Raw genomic sequence first — 20,033 nt, 5'->3', positions numbered from 1 at the left:
GGCAAAGCAGGCGGCTTAATTTTGGCATAAACCGATGTAAATTCGACAATAATTTTTTAAGTTTTATGGAATTTGATGAAAACAAAGCATAATAGATCAAACTTGATAAGAGTGGAATCGTTAAACTGCATACCACACTTCGGAGGAGAGCCGTGAGGTTAGCAGAACAACACAAAAGATTAACAGAAGAAAACCCCAGCAGGCGGGTGAAATCAAAGTGCGATCGCGAAAACCCGACACCGAACTCGGGAAGCGGAACTCGGATCGCAAATCAGTGGGGTTTATTTATGCTCCTAAATTCTCAATATAGCGAGTGCAAAGAAAAGCGATCGCAAAAATCTTGTTTGAGTTCTTGCCTTTTGCTCGTTTTTGCCACCACCGCCCTTTGCAACCTCCAACCGTCAGTTATCGCTGCCGGGATGCCTGGAGTGCAGCTACTTTCTCAGACGCTGCAGAGCGACATCAACATACTGTACGTCAGCTCGACCGGCGGCAGCGACACAGGAGGCAACGGCAGCGATCGAGCTCCGTTCAAAACCCTTACCTACGCCTTAAGCGTGGCCCCGCCCAAAACAGCGATTTTGCTAGCGCCCGGTACTTACAGCGAGCAAACCGGCGAAAAATTTCCATTAATGCTCAGGCCCAGCGTGACAGTTCAGGGAAATCCCAACACTCGCGGTCAGAATATTGTCATCAAAGGCGGAGGATACTTTATCAGTCCGACTTCGGCGGGTCAAAATATCGCGATTTTAGGCGCAGACGGGGCGGGACTCAGCGGGGTGACGGTGACGAATACCAACGATCGCGGTTACGCTTTGTGGATCGAATCGAGTTCTCCAACGGTTGTCAACAATACTTTTTCTGGCAGCACTCACGACGGCATTTCGGTAGTGGGTACTTCCAGGCCGACGATTGGCGGGAATGTTTTCTCGAAAAATGGAGCTAACGGCATTACTATTTTTGGCAGTTCCCAGCCGGAAGTTCGAGATAATGTGTTTGAAAACACGGGATTTGGGGTGAATGTAGCGCAGAACGCTTCGCCTCTGCTAATCGGTAACAAAATTACTCGCAATAAAGATGGCGTGGTGGTGCAAGCTAATGCTAGACCTGTGCTGCGTAACAATTATATCGAGAGTAACCGGCGGGACGGAATTGTGGCGATCGCGAGCTCTCTGCCGGATTTGGGAACTGCTGCCGAACCGGGGGGCAATGTCATTCGCAACAACGGTCAGTACGATGTCAACAATGCGGCAAAAGGTCAAGTAATCCCAGCTTACGGCAATCAATTGTTGAGCAGCCGGACGACGGGTTCGGTTGATGTGGCGGGAACTTTTACGCCGCCGCCAATGGGGGGAAGTGCTTTGCAGCTAAGGGCCGATCGACCTCCCAGCATCGGTGGCCCAGACACTTCTCTCCCGGCTTACACTCCCGGGCGGCTAAGTCCCAGAACTGAAAGAGCGCCACTTCCCCCGCCTGCGCCCGTTTCAAGGCGACCGGTGCAAAATCGACCCGCACTGCGAAGCGCTGAGTTGCGGCAAGAACTTTCTCCGAGGAATGCCGCTGCTTCATCGGTAGCCCAAGGGGCGATCGCAATTCCCGTGCCCGATCCGAATTATCGATCGGTTTCGGAAATTTCGGTACAGCAACCAATGATTCCTCCCAATTTTGATAGTTCGAGTTCGGTTTCTTCCGAGGGTAGATTGCCGGTTCCGGGTCGCAACATTCCTATCGGAAGGGGCGGTTATGTACCTGCACCTTTAGGGGGGAATTCTTTGCCAGATGCTGCGGATAATTCGCCGTCATTCGATCTACCGTCTGCTTTGGGTTTGCGCTATCGAGTTGTGGTTGATACCGACAGACCGGGCGATCGACAAAAAATGCAATCCCTCGTTCCCGGTGCTTTTCGCAGTTTTGCCAGCGGACGACCGGTGATGCAAGCCGGTGCTTTTCGGGAACGCGAAAAAGCTGAGGAATTGGTACAAATGCTCAGCGCTAACGGTTTGAATGCCCGAATTGAAGAAATTAAATGAAATCGTCATTAGTCATTCGTCATTAGTTAACTCTTGACTGTTGACTGTTGATTGTTAACAGTCAAAAACTACTGATATTAATTCCGTTAGCATCGGAATTATTCATCTCTCTCTCATCTCCATCTGCGTTCTCTGCGGTTCAATTATTCGGATGCAACCGGAACTGATATGATATCGTTGCCGGTTGCACGAGCGACGTGATATAAACGCCACAGCGCCGTCTCGAAAGCTGTGGGTAATATTAATTCTGATGCTACCGGATTTGATATAACAGCCAAAGACTGCTGACTACTTCAACAAAAAAATCCAAATTTTAGGGCCTAGCATATCGGATGCCAGACCCTAAAAAGTTTGTAAATTCAGTTGATTCAAGTGGGTTTTTAGCTCTGCTGAGTTTCAGCAAACTACAACTAAGGTGGACTTTTTTGCAACTACTCTGCGGACGAGCTAGCTATCAGCGGAGTCTATTCAGACTTCTGTGTTTGACTGTGCGATCGCAAATTTTGATTCATGCAATAGCCTCAAGCTATCTCACAAATACCTATCGCAATGTCAACCTTTCTTTGCTAATAAGCTACACTGTTCAGGCGTTGCCTGCGGACTAGAGCCGATCGGGACAAATACTCTAATTCCAAATTTTTTATCCAAGTTTTTTGTGCTTCTTGGTTTTGCCCCTCATGTTTTTAAGTTAACACCAACTGCGCGCATAAAAACACTTTGTTTACCAAACTTGACACTTTTTGATGTGATGAAATACTTCCAAAAGCGATTATTAACAATTTGTACGATCGCTCGATCGCGCAACGTGCATAGCCGGCACTATTCGTTGGCTGTCAACGCAGCAGAGCTTCCCAAGTTGCGCGGCCGACAATGCCGTCTGCTGGCAGTTGATATTGTCGCTGAGCCGCCTTGACAGCAGCTTGAGTTTCCGGCCCAAACACGCCGTCAGCACTCACCCGCAAAAATCCCTTGGCCCGCAGCCGCTCTTGCAAATCTCTGACTGCCGCCCCCCGCATTCGTCTTCTCAAAACCGGAAAATTGGTTGGCTGCGCTTGGGGGTTAATCTCTGAGTTGTCGGCAGTTACAGGAGCGTTGTCTATGGGGTTTTCGACGATGGCGCTCGGAGCCTCGGGAAACAGCCTGTTCCAAGTATCTTGACCGACTATTGCGTCGGGAGCCAGGCCTGCTGTTTCCTGGAACTGAGACACAGCTCTAGCGGTGCTTTGTGAGAAAATCCCGTCTACAGTGTCAGCGTAAAAGCCCAATAATTTAAGAGCAGCTTGGAGTTCGATCACTTCCGATCCGCGACTGCCCAATTTGATCGTGGGGCGGGCGCGAGCACCTGTTTGAGCGATCGGGCTGTTGCTGTTACTCTGTTCGGAGGTAGGTAGCTGTGCCGCAGCAGGAGTAGGGGCGATCGATCCCATTACCAATAAACCGCACAAACTCCAGCCGAAGAGCAAACTTGGAACCTCGCGGGCTTCTTTCCAGCTTGCTGTCAAGTTTTGGGACATTGGGAATTCGACCTCTGCAAAACTGGTAGCGATCGTACATCAAATCAGGAAAAAATTGCGAATTTGGGCATTGGGAATTGGGCATCGGGTATTTACTGGTTCCGAGGCAAAGCCAGATTCCCACATTAAATCAAAACTCGCAACTTTTCCTTCCTTGCCTTTGCTAAAAAAAATTTATCCCTCTCAAATAGCTGCAATTGGCAAAAAAACTGCTAGATTGCCCTACAGAAAACATTGAACCGCGTTCATTGGGCCCCAGCAACACCATGTCCGAATTCAGAACCGCCAGCCAAATAGACATCGGCAACGTCAACATCGGGAACTTCCAAGTCGGCAGCATCAGCGGCACCAAATACAACGATTTTAACGCCAACGGCCGCCCAGATCCCGGAGAAGTCCCCATTCCCAACTGGCAAATCTACCTCGACCTCAACAACAACGGCCAGCCAGAATTTAACGAACCTTCCACCCTCACAAACCCGCAAGGCAACTACATCTTCGCCAACCTGCCACCGGGAACTTACCAAGTTAGGGAAGTCCAGCAGCCGAACTTTCGCCAAACTACCCCAAATCCCGCACCCATCACAATTACCAGCGGCACAAACGCTGGCAATATCAATTTTGGCAACAACTTTAACGCAGGGACGATCGCAGGCACAAAATTCAACGACATCAACAGCAACACCCTCCGAGATCCCGGGGAACAAGGGCTAGCTAACTGGCAAATTTACCTCGACCTCAACCGCAACAACAGGCTCGACGGCGGCGAACCTGTTACTTTGACAAACGCTCAAGGCAATTACGCTTTTGTCAATATTCCCGCGGATACATATTTGGTGAGAGAAGTCCAGCAACCGGGTTTTCGCCAAACTACGCCTGACCCCGGCCCGGTTAACGTTACTTCCAATGCCACTGTCAACAACATCAATTTTGGCAATGTCTTTTTTGTCGGCAGCATCAGCGGTCTCAAATACAACGACCTCAATGCCAACAGCGTCCGAGATGCGACAGACCCGCCTCTGACCAACTGGCCAATTTACATCGACCTCAACGGCAACGGCAGCTTCGATCCGGGCGAACCCAACACCATCACAAACCCGCAAGGCAACTACACTTTTGCCAATGTTTCTCCCGGCCGATATTTGGTGAGGGAAGCCCAGCAACCGGGATGGGTACAGACTACGCCAAATCCAGGCCCGATCGACATCACCGGCAATACCAACGCAGTCGGCGTCAATTTCGGCAACAATTTTCCCACCGGCAGCATCAGCGGCTTCAAGTTCAACGACCTCAACGCTAACGGTATCAACGAACCGACGGAACCGAGAGTTGCCAACTGGCCGATTTACCTTGATTTCAACAACAACGGCGGCCGAGACGCCAATGAACCTTCGACTTTAACAAACCCCCAAGGTAATTTCTCTTTTATCAACTTGCCCCAAGGCACTTATTTCGTGAGGGAAGTCCCGCAGCCCGGTTTTCGACAAACCACGCCAAATCCGACTCCGATCGCCGTGGGCAACGGCACAAATGCCACTAATCTCAGCTTTGGCAACGTGTTGGTAACGGGCACCATCAGCGGTGTGAAATTCAACGATTTTAACGCCAACGGCCGCCTAGATCCCGGCGAACCGCCGATCGCCAATACTCAAATTTACATCGACCTCAACAACAACAGCAGTTTAGATCCGGGTGAAGCGAGTACCTTAAGCGACGTTCAGGGCAATTACAGTTTCCGCAACGTTCCGGTAGGTAGTTATGTTGTCCGCGAAGTCCAGCCGCCCGGTTTCATTCAAACGACTCCGCCTGCGGTGGTTGTTGTCTCGGCAGAGATTCGGGCTAGCAAAATCGATTTTGTGACGGGAGATTTGGTGGCGGGAGAGGCTGAGGGTACCTCGGCTAAATCCTTGAAAGGCGACCCGCTAACGGATGCCAGCAACTATGCGGACAAACCTGCAGCCAATAATATTGGGGCAGATAGCTTGCTTTCGAGCCAGGGTCATGATAGTAATCGAATTAGTAAATTTTTGAGTGATGGATCTTTGGCGAATTTAGGCAATCTCCCTAACTTTGGGCCACAGAATTTAGGTCTAGAGCATAATTCACAAATTGAGGAATTTGTCAATAAAAAGGAATTAATTAAGGGGGCGATCGCTCACTCGTTTGGGCCGATGAGTGTGAGAAATTTCCCGGTTATGTAGGGTGAGACAAGGCTAGATCGCCCGGAATCCCAAACAGCAGATAAAAATCAGGAAGAGGTTAAAGGGCGATCGCGTGATACCCTATTGTTGGCAACCTCCAACACTCAAGCCTAAGTTCCGGCAACTCCGAAGCTGGCTTGTATATTGGTTGCAATATTCAGAGGCAGTAGCATATCTGTGAGTGAAAAACTATCAGGCAATTCCCCCAACCCCGATCTGCGTATTTGCAGGCAAAGCAAGTCATATCAAGTCCGGTAGCTCGATCGATGCTTGTTCGCTGTCCTTGGCAATCCCAGAGGAGGCGATCGCCAAGCACAGCGAACTAGGACAAACAAGAACCAGGCCGCCGGACTTGATATCAGGGGGAAGAAGTCAGTCTTAGGCTTTTTAAAGCTCAAAACCGCAAGTATGTACGGACAGAGAAGGCGTGCAAATCCTGAAGAAGTTGCCCTCAAATTGCCAGGGTTCTTCAAAACCTGATATACTTGCCAGCGACAAAGCTTGAGGCATTGTTGTGTGAGATGGGAACATTACCTCAAGTGCAGACGTATGTAAAATCGAGTAGCGGTTGTCAGCTATTAGTAAAAACTACTCAGCAAGTTACAACCCATACAGTAGTCTGTAATTTACGTGGATTTAGGTGTGAAGGAGAGAAATCATGGCTTCAATTAACGAAGAGCAAGAGCTCAATGCCAAGCAATTACAGCCAGTTGTGGTTGGGAATGCTGGCCCGGCCATTCTAGGAATCAAGTTCTTTGACCAGAACCGGGATGGCGTCAGACAGGCAAATGAACCAGGTCTGCCGAATGTCACTATCCGCCTCGAGTCAGCAAGTAGCACAATATCAACCACGACGGACGCTAACGGCGGGTTCTCATTCATAAATCTTGTCCCCGGCAATTACGTACTCACGGAAACGGCAATACCTCCTGGTTTAACCCCTACTACTCCCAACCCCCTCGCTGTCACTCTTGGAAACACAAATGCTAACGTTTTCTTTGGCAACGGCCCAGTTACAGGCAGCCGAATCGTTGGATGCAAATACCTAGACATAGATGCCGACGGCTTCCGAGATGGAAATGAACCGGGCATTAAAAATGTCAGGATCTATATTGATTCAAATGGCAACGGTCAACGCGATGCAGGGGAACAAAACACTTTAACAGACAAAAATGGTGCATGGTCGTTCAACGTAGCACCCGGAACCTACAAGATTCGGGAAGAACGGATCAGACGACAGATTAGTTCTGTTACCGGACTAGAAGTTAATGCTACGAACGCAGAACCATTAGAAACACAAGATTTTCCCCAAAGCACACCCCCCGGCAACGTTCCCGTACTGGACGTGACAGTAGCAGCAGGTCAAACCTTTGCCTGCGCTCAAGTTGGCGATACTCCGCTCTATCAAATTGAAGTTAACAAATTTCGAGACATAGACCGCAGCGGCACCCGAAATGTTGTTAGTGGAGTCTTGGAACCCCCCATTGCCCGAGTACCGTTTATTTTAGATGTGAACGCGAACGGTCGCTGGGATGGAGCAGGCTCGGAACCCATAGCCATCACAGATGCCAACGGAGTAGTTACCTTTAAGGATTTGCGAGCTGGCGATTACAGAGTGTTGGAAATTTTTCCAGGTGTACTGCCTGCTGAAGTAGGTGGCGGTGCGCCAGGAAACCTCAATGCTCCAGTAGCAACAACTCCAAACCCCGCTCTGGTTTCGGCACCAGGGCCTCAGGCGCGATTCCAGGGTACGATCAGCAGAGAGCAACCGCTGCTAGTAGCAGACTCAACCTACACGCTGAAACCCAACGACCCTAAATTCGTAGACACCAACCGCGACGGCGTTCAACAAACAGGTGAAAGATCGATCGCCACCACTGGTGAGCGGCCGATTTTTGCAGCGCCAGTTACAACTTTACCAGCGCCCAACCCATCGCCATCACTTACCTTTACTCCTGTGGGAGCAACTCAGGGTATTGGCAACAATGCCGGTGTGGGCAACACTCGACCGAACATCACTGTCTTTAAATACAATGACCTGAATGCCAATGGTCGCTTTGAACCAACTCAGGGTGAAGCGCCAATTAGCGGTGTCACTGTCTTCCTCGACACCAATAACAATGGCACTCCCGACGCTGGAGAACAGCAAATCAGCACAAATGACCAGGGGAGAGGTGCCTTTACCAACTTGGCAACAGGCAACTATGTCGTCAGGGAAGTTGCACAGCCCAATTTCTCCCCTTCTACGGCAGATCGCGTCGATGTGACCCTCAGCACTCAGGATGCCAACGTTACCTTTGCCAACACACCTAATAGCAACATCACCGGGTGTAAGTTTGAGGACTTCAACCTGAACGGTTATCGAGATGGAAATGAGCCAGCTATTCCTGGTGTCACCATTTTTATCGATAGCAATCGTGACGGTCAGTTGCAAGCAAATGAACCCACTACTACTACCAATCAGTTTGGTACTTTTGCATTCAACAATTTGCGCCCCGGCAATTACAGCATTCGAGAAGTAACGCCTCCTGGTTACTTCCAAACGACTCAACCAGTAGATGTTGTTCTCGGTGCAAATCAAACCTTTACTTGCGCTTTGGTCGGTAACTCTCGCCGCTATGACCTCTTGGTTCCTAAATTCCGGGACGATAACCGCAACGGTGTACGGGACCCCAATGAAGAGCCCCTTTCCAATATACCATTCACCTTGGATTTGAACGGCAACGGCCGCTATGATGCTGCAACAGAACCGCTGGTGAGAACTGATGCTGCTGGTATTGCTCGGTTTAATAATTTGTCTCCAGCCACTTACTCGGTTTTGGAAGTCTTCGATGCGAGCGTTAATAACCCGTTCCCTATCCCAACTGGGCCCAACCCGGTTAGCTTTGACGTGCCGGGCCCTAATACTACGCCTACGGTGGTGGCACCGACGCCAGTACCGACAGCAGCCAGAACTGCTTCTAGCATCCCTGATAGCATCCCTGATGAGCTGACTGAGGGTGGTAGCTTAGGCACTTCAGAGACCAGCATAGTTACCAACTTTTTATTACCGAGTAATAATGTTGTTAGCAATTTTTACGCTCCTGATCCCCAGAGAATCGCGAGTTCCCTGACTGCAACGCCAGATACTTCTCTCGTCGATCCCTTACTGTCGGCTGCTGTTCCTACTACAAACCAACTGTTCTAATGTTAAGTGGAGCCTCTAGTTTGAGACTTAGCAATTAGCAGTTAGGTTGTTTTTAAATAAACCCGTCCTCCACAACCATAGGTTAGGAGGGCGGGTTTATGTATGTGATGTCCAACTGTCTTTAGTCGTAGAGCGCGATCGGCAAAAAGACCGATTCCCTAGTTACAGAAAACCTTTATTTATAGAGGTAGAACTTAGAGGAATTTTTTATGCCAACCGAACAGAAGATTAATCCGGCTCAACATCAAGAACAGCAACCCGGTATTGAATCCCAAATGACCCCGCAACCCCAATCCTTCGCGGAGGGATATCGCGGTAGCGACAAATTGCGGGACAAAGTAGCCTTAATTACCGGCGGAGACAGCGGTATCGGGCGTGCAGTGGCGATCGCCTTTGCCAAGGAAGGCGCTAACGTGGTCATCAGCTATCTTAACGAAGATGATGATGCCAAAAAGACCAAAGAGGCGATCGAACAACAAGGCCGGCGCTGTATTGCGATCGCCGGCGACATCGGCGACGAAAGCGTGTGTCAAAACCTTGTAGAACAAACAGTTAAAGAATTTGGGCATCTCGACATCCTCGTCAACAACGCCGCCGAACAGCATCCCCAAGAAAGCATCGAAAACATCACCGCCGAACAATTAGAGCGCACCTTCCGCACCAACATTTTCTCAATGTTTTACCTCACAAAAGCCGCTCTCAAACACCTCAAACAGGGAAGTGCAATTATCAACACTACCTCAGTCACCGCTTACAAAGGCAACCAACAATTGCTAGATTACTCCTCCACAAAAGGAGCAATTGTTGCCTTTACTCGCTCTTTGTCTCAAAGTTTAGCTGAGAAAGGAATTCGCGTCAACGGAGTCGCCCCCGGGCCGATTTGGACGCCTCTAATTCCTGCAACTTTCCCTGAAGACAAAGTGGAGAAATTTGGTGCAGACACGCCCTTGGGACGCGCCGGTCAACCCGATGAAGTTGCCCCCAGTTACGTGTTTTTAGCTTCAAAAGATTCGTCTTACATGACGGGTCAAATTTTGCATCCCAACGGAGGCTCTGTGATTAACGGGTAGATTTGGCGCGAGTTAATATATAAATAACCGCATTTTGTGGGGGCGACTTTCACCCACAATCTCTGACTATAACTCACAATCTAAATAAACCCGCCCACACAACCACGTTACCTAGGGCGGGTTTATTCATTTTTTTAGTTATCTTCAATCTGCTAGCATCATCGGGTGTAAAATACAGTCAACAGTGATGCCCACTTAGCTTCGCCGAAGGGTCAACAATCACGGACGATGCAACAAACGAAATTGATACAATTAATCTGCGTTAATCTGTGTTTATCTCCCCTCATCTGCGGAAAAAAAAAAGAATTGCTGAACCGCAGATGACAAGGGATTGACGCTGATTCACGCAGAGGTCGAGAATAGATAGATAAATAATTCCGATGCTATAGCAGTCCTAAATCATTTGTGAATTTCTTACTCCCTCCCCTTGGCAAGGGGAGGGTTGGGGTGGGGTAAAAAATTTACGACTCCTGCAAGGATTGCTATAACAGATTTGATATTAGTTTGTGAACATTGGTGACGTTTACACAAAACAGTAATCCCGCTACGTAGGTAGCGGGATTGATAGGTTGCAGTTTAGCTAGTCTTGAGCTCACCTAGAGCTACAATTAGCTCGCTGCTGAATTAGCTCATGTTAGCCATTTCTTGCTGGATGGTGCTTTTGGCTGCTTTGAATTGAGTAGCCATTTGTTCCATTTGTGCTTCGCTCAAGTTGCGGCGAATTTGAGGGAACATATCGTTTTCTTCTTCTTTTACGTGATCCTGAACCGCTGTTTTGAGCAGTTTGATTTGGGCTTTGAAATCAGAAGAACTAGGGTTCATTGCCTTAATTTTGGCGAGCATTTGCTTCATTTCTGCTTGCTCGTCGTACAGTTCTTGAGTGTTGCTGTAGTAGCTGCGAATTGCTGGGTAAACAATTTGTTCTTCTGCTTCTGCGTGGACGCTTAAATCTTTGTACAACTGACCGAAGAATTCTTGCAGTTTTTTCGGATCGTCGGTTTTTTCGATCTCCATGAATAGGGTATCGGCTTTGCGGTGATCCATGGTGATGATTTCGGTGATGTTCATCTCATCTTTGCTGCGGGTAACTGCACCGCCGATGATGCCGGTCATGGCTGCCATTGCATCTTGCACGCGGGCCCAAACGCCTTGGTCGGGGTCTTTGCCGGTTAGTTCGCGCACGCCCAAGATTTCCATAACTCCTTTGAGTTGCTCTTGGTGAGCGCGGTTTTCAAAGTTAACTGTGTTGAGGGGAGTAATGGCGGCTTCGATGTCTGCGCCGACTATTTGAGCGGCTTTGTGTACTAACAGACCGGCCATTGTTTGTTTGTGTTTGAGCAGTTCGTGCTGAGCGACTTTTTCAAACAATGTTAGTTCAGAACCTTTCATTAGTTTCTGAACTTCTTCGATCATTTTTGTGAATGTTTCTTTGGGTTCGGTTTGAATTCCGTATTGAACGATTACGGTTTCTAATACGCCCAAGTTTTTGCGATCGTCCTCAAGCATATCCCGGAAACGATCGCACAGTTCGGAGTCGTTGCAGGAATTGATGAACAATTGCTCGTTGGCGATCAGCAGGTTTTGCAGCGCTTTCATGTCTGCTAATTTAGTTGCGATCGCTTGGCGCTTGGTATCTTCTAAGGTAGCTACCATCTGTCGTTTCTCCTCTCAAGGTCTTTAGTGTTCTTACATCTTTTAATTTATTGATATATTCTGATAACATCCTCTTTCTCCCGACTGATTAATTAATATCCCGCGAAACCTATTGACTTTTGACCAAAAAAATGGTAAGTATTTGAGACTGCTTCAAAAAAAGCAAAAAGCAAAAAATAACTGATGAGTAAGGATTAAGGGCTTAATGGCAGAGGACTCCGCCCAAAAACGGATACCGTGCCACGTACTCCTGTCGCGATCGGCTCAAAATTTTAGACTCTTGTTCAAGCCCCCAGATACATCTGTGCAGTAAATCTAAAATTTAAAATCTAAAATCTAAAATCGACTGAGTGACGATTTCTGTATCAATTAATCCCGATCGCAGAGCTGTAAAGCGCTACCATAGTTGCAGCCGAAGTTAACTAAAGTTTAAGAATAACTAGCTTGTCTCAACTGCTCACTGCTTTAGAGTTCCCAGCCAATGTCTGGAAGCTCAACAACGGGTTAACGGTCATTCACCAGCGGATTTCGGCCACACCGGTGGTCGCCCTAGACGTGTGGGTAAGGGCTGGCGCTACGCTGGAGCCGGATTCTTGGTCGGGAATGGCTCATTTTTTAGAACACATGATATTTAAAGGGACGGATTCGATCGCCCCTGGAGAATTTGACCAAGTAATCGAAAATCGCGGCGGTGTCGCTAATGCAGCTACAAGTCACGACTACGCCCATTTTTTCGTCAACGCTGCAGCCGATTATTTAGCAGAAACAGCGCAGCCCCTGGCAGAATTGCTGCTGCGCGCTTCGATTCCGGATCGGGAATTCGATCGCGAGCGAGATGTGGTGCTCGAAGAAATCCGTCAAGCTCAAGACAATCCCGATTGGCTGGGTTTCCAAGCCATGATGGAAACAGTTTACCAGCGACATCCCTACAGGCGATCGGTACTCGGCACGGAAGAACTGCTGATGTCGCGAACTCCCCACGAAATGCGCTGTTTCCATCGATCGCACTATCAGCCGGAAAATATGACTGTGGTGGTAGTCGGGGGAATTGATGAACAACAGGCCAGAGATATTACGGGGAAAGCATTCGAGCAGTTTTCGGATCGGTGGGATTGTCCCAAATTAACCGCAGAGGCGGAACCGCCACTGATAGAAATTCGCCGTCAGGAACTCTGTCTCCCCCGATTGGAACAAGCGCGGCTGATGATGGCCTGGACGGGCCCGGGAGTTGAACACTTGCAAAGTGCTTGCGGCTTAGATTTGCTGTCGGTGTTGCTTGCAGACGGGCGGACTTCGCGTTTAGTCAGGGAACTGCGGGAAGAATTACAATTGGTAGAGGCGATCGACAGCACTTTCTCGCTGCAACGGGAATCGAGTTTATTTACTATCAGTGCAGTCTTGGAGGCGAAGGATGTCGAAGAGGTGGAATCTCGGATTTGCGATCGACTTTGGGAATTGCAGTCTGAGCCAGTTTCCGAGGTAGAATTGCTCCGCTGTAAGCGTTTGCTGTGCAACGATTTTGCTTTCTCGCTCGAAACGCCGGGACAGCTAGCCGGTCTTTACGGATATTACAATACGATCGCCACTGCGGAATTAGCGCTTAGCTATCCCACCAGGATTAAAGCATTTGGGCCATTAGACATCCAGCGCCTAGCTCAACAATATCTCTCTCCTCGACGCTATACGGCCGTGGTACTCAAACCAATCTAATAACGGTTGACGGTTGACGGTTGACGGTTAATTGAAAAAAGGTAAGAGAAGACTTGCAGCTAAAATAGCAAGAGCGATGGTTACATTAAGTCATCATTGTTTTAAGCATATTAAGCATATGTCATACAAAGTAGATTTAGGTGGATTCCTAGATTTACCGGGTTAAATGTATCTGTTACTGTGGTCAACAATCAACAGCGAACAGTCAACAGCCAATAGCGAACAGCCAACAGTCAACAGTCAACAGTTAACAAAGAATTCAATGAAAAATGAAATTCAGCGCACGGTTTTAGACAACGGTATTGTTGTCTTAGCAGCAGAAAATCCAGCAGCAGATATTATTGCAGCTAGGATATTCCTGCGGGCCGGCAGTCGCTACGTGCAGCCGGAACAAGCAGGATTGTGTCACTTGCTGTCGGCGGTAATGACTAAGGGAACCGATCGGCTGTCTTCGCTGGAAATTGCCGAGCGTGTAGAATCGGTGGGAGCGAGGTTGAGTGCCGACTCTACTACAGACTATTTTTTAGTGAGTTTGAAGACGGTTTCTGCAGATTTTGAGGAGATTTTGGAGTTGGCGGCGCAATTGACCCGATCGCCCAATTTCCCGGAAGCTGAAGTCGAACTTGAACGCCGAATTGCCATATCGGCAATTCGATCGCAACAAGAACAGCCATTTGCGATCGCCTTCGAGCAATTGCGGCACTCGATGTACCAGGAACACCCCTATGCTTTCTCTCCCTTGGGCACGGAAGCTACTATGTCCAAGCTCACCAGAAACGAGCTCGAAGAGTTCCACAAAACCTATTTCCGTCCCGATAATGTAGTTATTTCTGTCGCCGGCAGAATATCCACCGAAGATGCGATCGCGCTGATCGAGCGAACTTTTGGGGACTGGAAAGCGCCTTTAACACCCCTGCCAACTTTAAACGTCCCCCCTCTCTACCCCTCCCCTCAATCGGTCGTTACGGCGCAAGATACGCAGCAATCAGTGATTATGCTGGGCTACCTCGCACCCTCTGTCAAAAATCCCGACTATGCAGCGATTAAGTTGCTGAATACTTATTTGGGTAACGGTTTGTCGAGCCGATTGTTTGTGGAATTGCGGGAAAAGCGGGGCTTGGCTTACGACGTTTCTGCGGTCTACGCGACGCGCTTGGACACGGCTCAGTTTGTCGTGTACATGGGTACGGCGCCGGAAAATACGGCGACTGCTTTTGAAGGATTGCGCGCAGAAGTCGATCGACTCACCAGCATCCAACTAAGCGAGGAAGAATTGCAAGCTTGCAAGAATAAAATGCTCGGTCAATATGCTTTAGGAAAACAAACTAATTCGCAAATTGCCCAAGTTTTAGGCTGGTATGAAATTTTGGGGTTGGGAATTCAATTTGACCAGCAATTTCAAGAAGAAATTGCACAGGTGACAGCTTCAGAAGCGCGGGATGCTGCTAAGAAATATTTTGTAGAACCGTATATTTCTTTGGTGGGCCCGGAGGCGGCGATTACAGAGTTGGGAGTGGCGGCTGTTTGTTGAGTAGGAAATTGGCGATCGAACTTTTGAAAAGTTCGATCGATGCGATCGCCCGAACATCATATAAGCTCCAGCAGAATATGTCAATTCGTAGCTGTGGCTATAAATCTCGACAATATTGCCAAATGGGTCTTCGCAATACACCATAGAATTGACGATATTAACCTTTTGGTAAATAGGGTATGGTTCCTGCGACATCAGTATCATCGATTACATGGAGCCGGCTGATAGTACCAGCCTGCCGAGCTTGACGATATTTTGCATAGGCTGGATCGTTAACAAACGCTTGCACTGCCTCCCTAGAAGGAAATTCCACCAAGGCAACCAGCGTTGTTTCTAGTTCCTCGCCTTCAATAGTCGTAATATTGCCACTGCGGGAAAGGTATTTCCCCCCATGATTGTGTACGATATCGTGAACATTTGCTGCGTAGTCTGGAATCCAGGCATCATCGGTAACTTTAACGTCTGCGATTAAATATACAGCCATGAGGTTTCTCCTGTAGCTAATTGGTTAGTTGACTATAGCAATCCTAAATCATTTGTGAATCTCTTACTCCCGGACCGCGGGTTCGGGGAGGGTTGGGGGGGGGGTAAAAAATTTACGACTCCTGCAAGAATTGCTATATTCACTAACATCATTAGCTAAAATTTTCTTGAGCCGATCGCCACGCTTTATATCAAATCCGCGCTTCCGGAGTCGGGCGTAAAATCGAATCAACAGTCAATACTCAACTATCATTCAGTTTTCCGACCCGCCCGTTAACAGTCAACAGTCAACAGTCAACCATAATTCCGGTGCAACCGGAATTGATATTACGAGTGGGGTGAGATACATCTTGCTGACTTAGCAGCGATTAGTACGAATCGAGAAAATGCACCCCAGAGCGATCGAACGGCTCAAATCAGCGGCAGTAGAGTCCTTAACTCAGCACCCCGGGCTTTCGTTTTTCTCCGGCATTTGATGTGTTCTGCCGCGCCCATTCATTCACTTGGCACCACTTCGCGTGACGCTAGGAAACCAAGGACAATTGCCACCAAAATCAATGCTGGAACATCGCCGAGGAGGTGTCCGCGTTCCGCAGGATCAATCACTGCGTGTACCGCCATGATCAGGCCGTGGACAACACTCGACCAGACGGTGAACCAGATTAAGCTGAGATGCGTTTCTGGTTTTCGAGAAGCCCACAGCAAAAAGACACCAAGCGTCGCATAAATGCCGACGATCATCTGTTCGTATTCGTATTGGGCTGGTTGCCATGACCAGCCAGATGACCAAATCTTCATCAGTGGATAGACAAGCAGAAAGGCAATTCCGACAACAACAAGGGCGATTCGCAAGTATCGATGATGCTGATCCATTGCTCTAACCTCCTATTATTTTCCAGTATAGTCTCTACCAACTAGATTCGTATTTGCGCAGTAAATATCTTGAGCTCGATCAAAATCATACCTCCCACGATTGTGGTGCAGTCCTAAACGCTTCTGAATCAACCAGAAAGAAGGTGCTTATAAAGATAAGCTTGCCGCCACACCCCCAGAGAGGACTTGTGGCATAACAGTTGATTTGAGAGGGAAACGATCGCTCCTAACTAAAAATATCATAATTGAACGTTTTCTGTTCCCGATCGGTCTAAATTGAACAGACGCCCGATATGTCTAATTTATATGTACTTAGTAAAGCACTTTCAGATTAAAAAAGAGCTGACTCCGTGGGTTAGCGGACTCCTCGCCGCTTCCCTGCTTGCAGGAGTCGGCTACACAGCTTACAGCCAACTCACAGTCAAATCCAGCCGCGAAACCAGACGCAAGGAAAAAACCGTTGCTGTCGAAAGGGTGAACCTGCCGATTACAATTTCGGCAAACGGCACAATTGTGCCTGAACGTTCCGTTAACGTCAGCCCCAAAACTTCAGGAATGCTCAAAAGTTTGCTTGTCAAGGAAGGAGATAAGGTTGAAAAAGGGCAAATTCTCGCCTACATGGACGACTCCAACCTCCAAGGGCAACTTACCCAAACTCGCGGACAACTCGCAGCCGCAGAAGCAAACCTGGAAAAATTGGTCAACGGCACTCGAACCCAGGATATTGCTGTGGCTAAGGCAGTGTTAGCAGAACAACAGGCAAGTCTGGAAAAATTGCTCAACGGCAATCGAAGCCAAGACATTGCTGTCGCTGAGGCACAAGTAGCTGAACAACAGGCAAATTTACAAAAATTGCTCAACGGCAATCGAAGCCAGGATATTGCTGTCGCTGAGGCACAACTAGCTGAACAACAGGCAAATTTACAAAAATTGCTCAAGGGCAATCGCCCTGAAGACATCGCCCAAGCGATCGCCAAACTCAGAGATGCCGAATACGCCAAAAACCAAGCTGAGGAAGACTTTCAGAGAAATCAGGAACTCTATAATGCCGGAGCCATTGCTTTGCAAGTTGTCAACAACTCCCGCACCGCGCGCGATCGATCTCAAACGCAAGTCAGGCAAGCCGAACAAGCTGTAGCTTTGCTGCAAGCGGGTACTCGCCCCGAAGAAATCGCTTCGGCGCGGGCTGCTGTGGAGCAAAAACGGCAAGCTTTGACCCTGGCGCGATCGGGGGCACGCCCGGAAGACATCGCAGCAGGGCGGGCCGCAGTCGAGCAAAAACGGCAAGCTTTGGCCCTGGCGCGATCGGGCGCACGCCCCGAAGACATCGCAGCAGCCCAGGCCGCCGTCGAGCAAAAACAGCAAGCTTTGGCGCTGCTAGAAGCTGGTTCTCGCCCCGAAGACATCGCCCAAGCCCGCGCTCAAGTTCTCGCCGCTAGAGGCAGCCTGCAAAGCGTTCAAGCGCAGATCGACGACACTGTGCTGCGGGCTCCTTTCACCGGCACTGTCACCCGCAAGTACGCCGATCCGGGCGCTTTTGTGACTCCCACGACGGCAGGTAGTGCGGTTTCTTCGGCGACTTCTTCTTCTATTTTGTCCTTAGCTTCAAAAAATCAATTAGTAGCAAACGTAGCAGAAACTAATATTTCTCAGATTAAGATCGGCCAGGCTGCGTCTATTCAAGCCGATGCTTTTGCGGGAAAGACTTTTGCAGGTAAAATCACTCAAATTTCGCCTCAGTCGATCGTCCTCCAAAATGTGACAAGTTTTGAGGTAAAAGCGGCAATTATTAATGATGATAAACAAATGCTGCGATCGGGAATGAATGTGAATGTTGAGTTTAAGGCCGGTGAACTCAAAAATGTTTTGGTAGTCCCGACTGCGGCAATTGTCCGCCAACAAAGGGAATCGGGGGTTTATGTTCCCGGTGGAGAAGATGGTAAACCTGCTTTTATGCCGATTAAGACTGGTGTGACGGTGGATGACAAGACGGAAGTGCGATCGGGTTTGAAAGGAAATGAAAAAGTGCTGATGAGTTTCCCCCCGGGATTGCGGCCTAGATCCCAAAATCCATCGGGTGGAATTCCGGGTTTGCAACCGGGTGGGGGAACGCGCTTGCGTTAGTAGTCAGTAGTTCTTAGTTAGTCCGCGAGTGAGTCCGACAGTCCGACAGGGATTGAAATCCCTGTCTCATAGCGAAAGTCCTCTGAAAGAGGACTGAAGAGTTAGTTGATCTACATCAGTTTCAGACGAATTTTCAGGCGGTTTCAACCGACTTTAGCTATGAGACGGGGGTTTCAACTCCCGGCGGATCGTGCCACAAATCATATCGTTTCCGGCTACATCATCAGACGAATTTTCAGTCGGTTTCAACCGACTTTAGCTATGAGACGGGGGTTTCAACCCGCCGGATCGTGCCTGGTATTAGTGCTTGACAATTACCAATTACCAATTACCTATTACCTATTCCCAAATGAAATTAAAGACTCGCCCAGTTATTAAGAAAATCTCTAACGTTCAAATCGCGTTCATGGCGACAGAGGCGCTGTGGAATAATAAGTTGCGTACCAGTTTAACTATGCTGGGCGTAATTATTGGGATATCTTCGGTAATTGCCATTACTTCAGTGGGACAGGGAGTACAAAAATCAACTGAAGAACAGTTAAAGGCTTTGGGTACAAATGTGCTGTTGGTTTTATCCGGCGCTTCGCGATCGGGCGGTGTCAGTCAGGGAAGCGGTTCTGCTACTACCCTTACTTGGGATGACGCTAGGGCGATCGGCAAACAAGCTCCTGCAGTTAAGGCTATTTCGGCTTATTTGCAGCGCCAAGTGCAAGTCGTTTACGGCGGACAAAATTCATTTACTTCGATTTTGGGAACGGATTTAAACTATCCAGATGTTAAGAACATTCAACCCCAAGAAGGACGGTTTTTTAACGAGGATGAATTGAATGCTGCTGAGCCAGTAGTTGTCCTCGGTTCTAAGGTGCGGGACGAACTTTTTGGAGCCGGAGCTAATGCGCTATCCTCCGATATTCGCATTCAGGGAAACCGCTACAAGGTTATTGGAGTGATGGAAACCAAGGGGTCTGTAGGGGGAACAGATCAGGACGATCGAGTGTATATTCCCCTCAAAAATATGTCTTCGCGGATTGTGGGGAGAAATTCTTTAGCGGGGATTGCGATCTCGGGTTTTTGGTTGGAAACTGCGGGCGAAGCGGATTTAGCGGATGCTCAATTTCAAGTAGAAAATATCATGCGCTTGCGCCACAATATTTATCCGCCACAACCGGATGATTTTCGAGTTGTCAATCAAGCTGAGATAGTTAATACTTTCAGCAATGTGATCGGTTTGTTTACGGTTATGGTGGGAGCGATCGCCGGAATTTCTTTGGTGGTTGGCGGCATCGGTATTGCTAATATTATGTTGGTGTCTGTTGTGGAACGGACTAAGGAAATAGGAATTCGCAAAGCGGTAGGCGCTACTAATGCAGCAATACTCATTCAATTTATGGCGGAATCTATTTTAGTTTCCACGGTGGGGGGAACGGCGGGTATTGGGTTGGGAATTGCGATCGCCTTTGGGGCCTCGACAGCGTTCAAATTTCCGTTTGTGGTTTCTGTATGGTCGATCGCAGCAGGTTTTGGGCTGTCTTTTACCGTCGGGTTGTTAGCTGGAGTATTGCCGGCTCGTAATGCCGCTCGCTTAGATCCGATCGCAGCCTTGCGGAATGATTGAAAAGCCTCTCTGTGCGCCACAAGCACCCTAGAGGTAGTACAG

At 48.6% G+C, this 20,033-nt stretch carries 13 protein-coding genes; 9 read left to right on the top strand and 4 right to left on the bottom strand.

Translation table 11 applies throughout. From position 1 onward, the window contains the following. The first annotated feature begins 152 nt into the window (after positions 1-152). Positions 153-2,030: a DUF1565 domain-containing protein gene (locus QUB30_RS04540; protein WP_333329688.1), complete on the top strand. Its 1,878-nt coding sequence runs from the start codon at positions 153-155 to the stop codon at positions 2,028-2,030. Positions 2,031-2,863: 833 nt separating this feature from the next. Here the strand turns inward: QUB30_RS04540 and QUB30_RS04535 are convergent. Continuing rightward, the gene (locus QUB30_RS04535) at positions 2,864-3,544 is read right to left on the bottom strand and encodes a peptidoglycan-binding protein (protein WP_333329685.1); all 681 of its coding nucleotides are present in this window, start codon (positions 3,542-3,544) and stop codon (positions 2,864-2,866) included. 197 nt (positions 3,545-3,741) lie between these two features. Here QUB30_RS04535 and QUB30_RS04530 point away from each other — a divergent pair, with 197 nt between their 5' ends. The 4 genes from QUB30_RS04530 (at position 3,742) to QUB30_RS04515 (ending at position 10,002) form a co-directional block, all read left to right on the top strand. Then, positions 3,742-5,745, top strand: a complete 2,004-nt coding sequence (locus QUB30_RS04530; RefSeq protein WP_333329682.1) for an SdrD B-like domain-containing protein — start codon at positions 3,742-3,744, stop codon at positions 5,743-5,745. Positions 5,746-5,926: 181 nt separating this feature from the next. Next, complete coding sequence (locus QUB30_RS04525) at positions 5,927-6,127, top strand: hypothetical protein (protein WP_333329679.1); 201 nt, start codon at positions 5,927-5,929, stop codon at positions 6,125-6,127. 276 nt (positions 6,128-6,403) lie between these two features. Beyond that, on the top strand, positions 6,404-8,932 hold the full coding sequence (locus tag QUB30_RS04520; RefSeq protein WP_333329676.1) for an SdrD B-like domain-containing protein: 2,529 nt from the start codon (positions 6,404-6,406) through the stop codon (positions 8,930-8,932). A gap of 209 nt (positions 8,933-9,141) precedes the next feature. Next, on the top strand, positions 9,142-10,002 hold the full coding sequence (locus QUB30_RS04515) for an SDR family oxidoreductase (protein WP_333329674.1): 861 nt from the start codon (positions 9,142-9,144) through the stop codon (positions 10,000-10,002). Positions 10,003-10,626: 624 nt separating this feature from the next. Here QUB30_RS04515 and QUB30_RS04510 read toward each other — a convergent pair. Beyond that, positions 10,627-11,655: a hemerythrin domain-containing protein gene (locus QUB30_RS04510; RefSeq protein ID WP_333329671.1), complete on the bottom strand. Its 1,029-nt coding sequence runs from the start codon at positions 11,653-11,655 to the stop codon at positions 10,627-10,629. A 444-nt stretch (positions 11,656-12,099) separates the two neighbouring features. On the opposite strand from QUB30_RS04510, the gene QUB30_RS04505 reads away from it, so the two are divergent. Further along, positions 12,100-13,365, top strand: a complete 1,266-nt coding sequence (locus QUB30_RS04505) for a pitrilysin family protein (RefSeq protein WP_333329668.1) — start codon at positions 12,100-12,102, stop codon at positions 13,363-13,365. A gap of 262 nt (positions 13,366-13,627) precedes the next feature. Then, positions 13,628-14,896: a pitrilysin family protein gene (locus QUB30_RS04500; RefSeq protein ID WP_333330147.1), complete on the top strand. Its 1,269-nt coding sequence runs from the start codon at positions 13,628-13,630 to the stop codon at positions 14,894-14,896. A 157-nt stretch (positions 14,897-15,053) separates the two neighbouring features. On the opposite strand, the gene QUB30_RS04495 is transcribed toward QUB30_RS04500, so the two are convergent. Both QUB30_RS04495 and QUB30_RS04490 read right to left on the bottom strand, forming a co-directional pair. After that, positions 15,054-15,380 carry a DUF1330 domain-containing protein gene (locus QUB30_RS04495; RefSeq protein ID WP_333329665.1) on the bottom strand — a complete coding sequence of 109 codons (327 nt, stop codon included), beginning with the start codon at positions 15,378-15,380 and terminating at the stop codon, positions 15,054-15,056. A gap of 494 nt (positions 15,381-15,874) precedes the next feature. After that, entirely contained in the window at positions 15,875-16,252 is a 378-nt protein-coding gene (locus QUB30_RS04490; protein ID WP_333329663.1) for a DUF6632 domain-containing protein, read from the bottom strand. Positions 16,253-16,558: 306 nt separating this feature from the next. On the opposite strand from QUB30_RS04490, the gene QUB30_RS04485 reads away from it, so the two are divergent. After that, a complete protein-coding gene (locus QUB30_RS04485; protein ID WP_333329660.1) occupies positions 16,559-18,376 on the top strand; it encodes an efflux RND transporter periplasmic adaptor subunit in 1,818 nt (605 codons plus the stop codon). Positions 18,377-18,725: 349 nt separating this feature from the next. Beyond that, positions 18,726-19,991 carry an ABC transporter permease gene (locus QUB30_RS04480; RefSeq protein WP_333329656.1) on the top strand — a complete coding sequence of 422 codons (1,266 nt, stop codon included), beginning with the start codon at positions 18,726-18,728 and terminating at the stop codon, positions 19,989-19,991. The last annotated feature ends 42 nt before the right edge of the window (positions 19,992-20,033 follow it).

Source organism: Microcoleus sp. BROC3, assembly GCF_036702515.1.
Lineage (GTDB): Bacteria > Cyanobacteriota > Cyanobacteriia > Cyanobacteriales > Microcoleaceae > Microcoleus.
The sequence above is the reverse complement of the archived record's forward strand: the minus strand, read 5'-3'. Positions and strand labels throughout refer to the sequence as shown.

Coding starts and splice junctions, on each gene's coding strand:
- QUB30_RS04535 (WP_333329685.1), bottom strand. CDS start 3,544: ATGTCCCAAAACTTGACAGCAAGCTGGAAAGAAGCCCGCGAGGTTCCA.
- QUB30_RS04515 (WP_333329674.1), top strand. CDS start 9,142: ATGCCAACCGAACAGAAGATTAATCCGGCTCAACATCAAGAACAGCAA.
- QUB30_RS04485 (WP_333329660.1), top strand. CDS start 16,559: ATGTACTTAGTAAAGCACTTTCAGATTAAAAAAGAGCTGACTCCGTGG.
- QUB30_RS04495 (WP_333329665.1), bottom strand. CDS start 15,380: ATGGCTGTATATTTAATCGCAGACGTTAAAGTTACCGATGATGCCTGG.
- QUB30_RS04490 (WP_333329663.1), bottom strand. CDS start 16,252: ATGGATCAGCATCATCGATACTTGCGAATCGCCCTTGTTGTTGTCGGA.
- QUB30_RS04480 (WP_333329656.1), top strand. CDS start 18,726: ATGAAATTAAAGACTCGCCCAGTTATTAAGAAAATCTCTAACGTTCAA.
- QUB30_RS04500 (WP_333330147.1), top strand. CDS start 13,628: ATGAAAAATGAAATTCAGCGCACGGTTTTAGACAACGGTATTGTTGTC.
- QUB30_RS04520 (WP_333329676.1), top strand. CDS start 6,404: ATGGCTTCAATTAACGAAGAGCAAGAGCTCAATGCCAAGCAATTACAG.
- QUB30_RS04510 (WP_333329671.1), bottom strand. CDS start 11,655: ATGGTAGCTACCTTAGAAGATACCAAGCGCCAAGCGATCGCAACTAAA.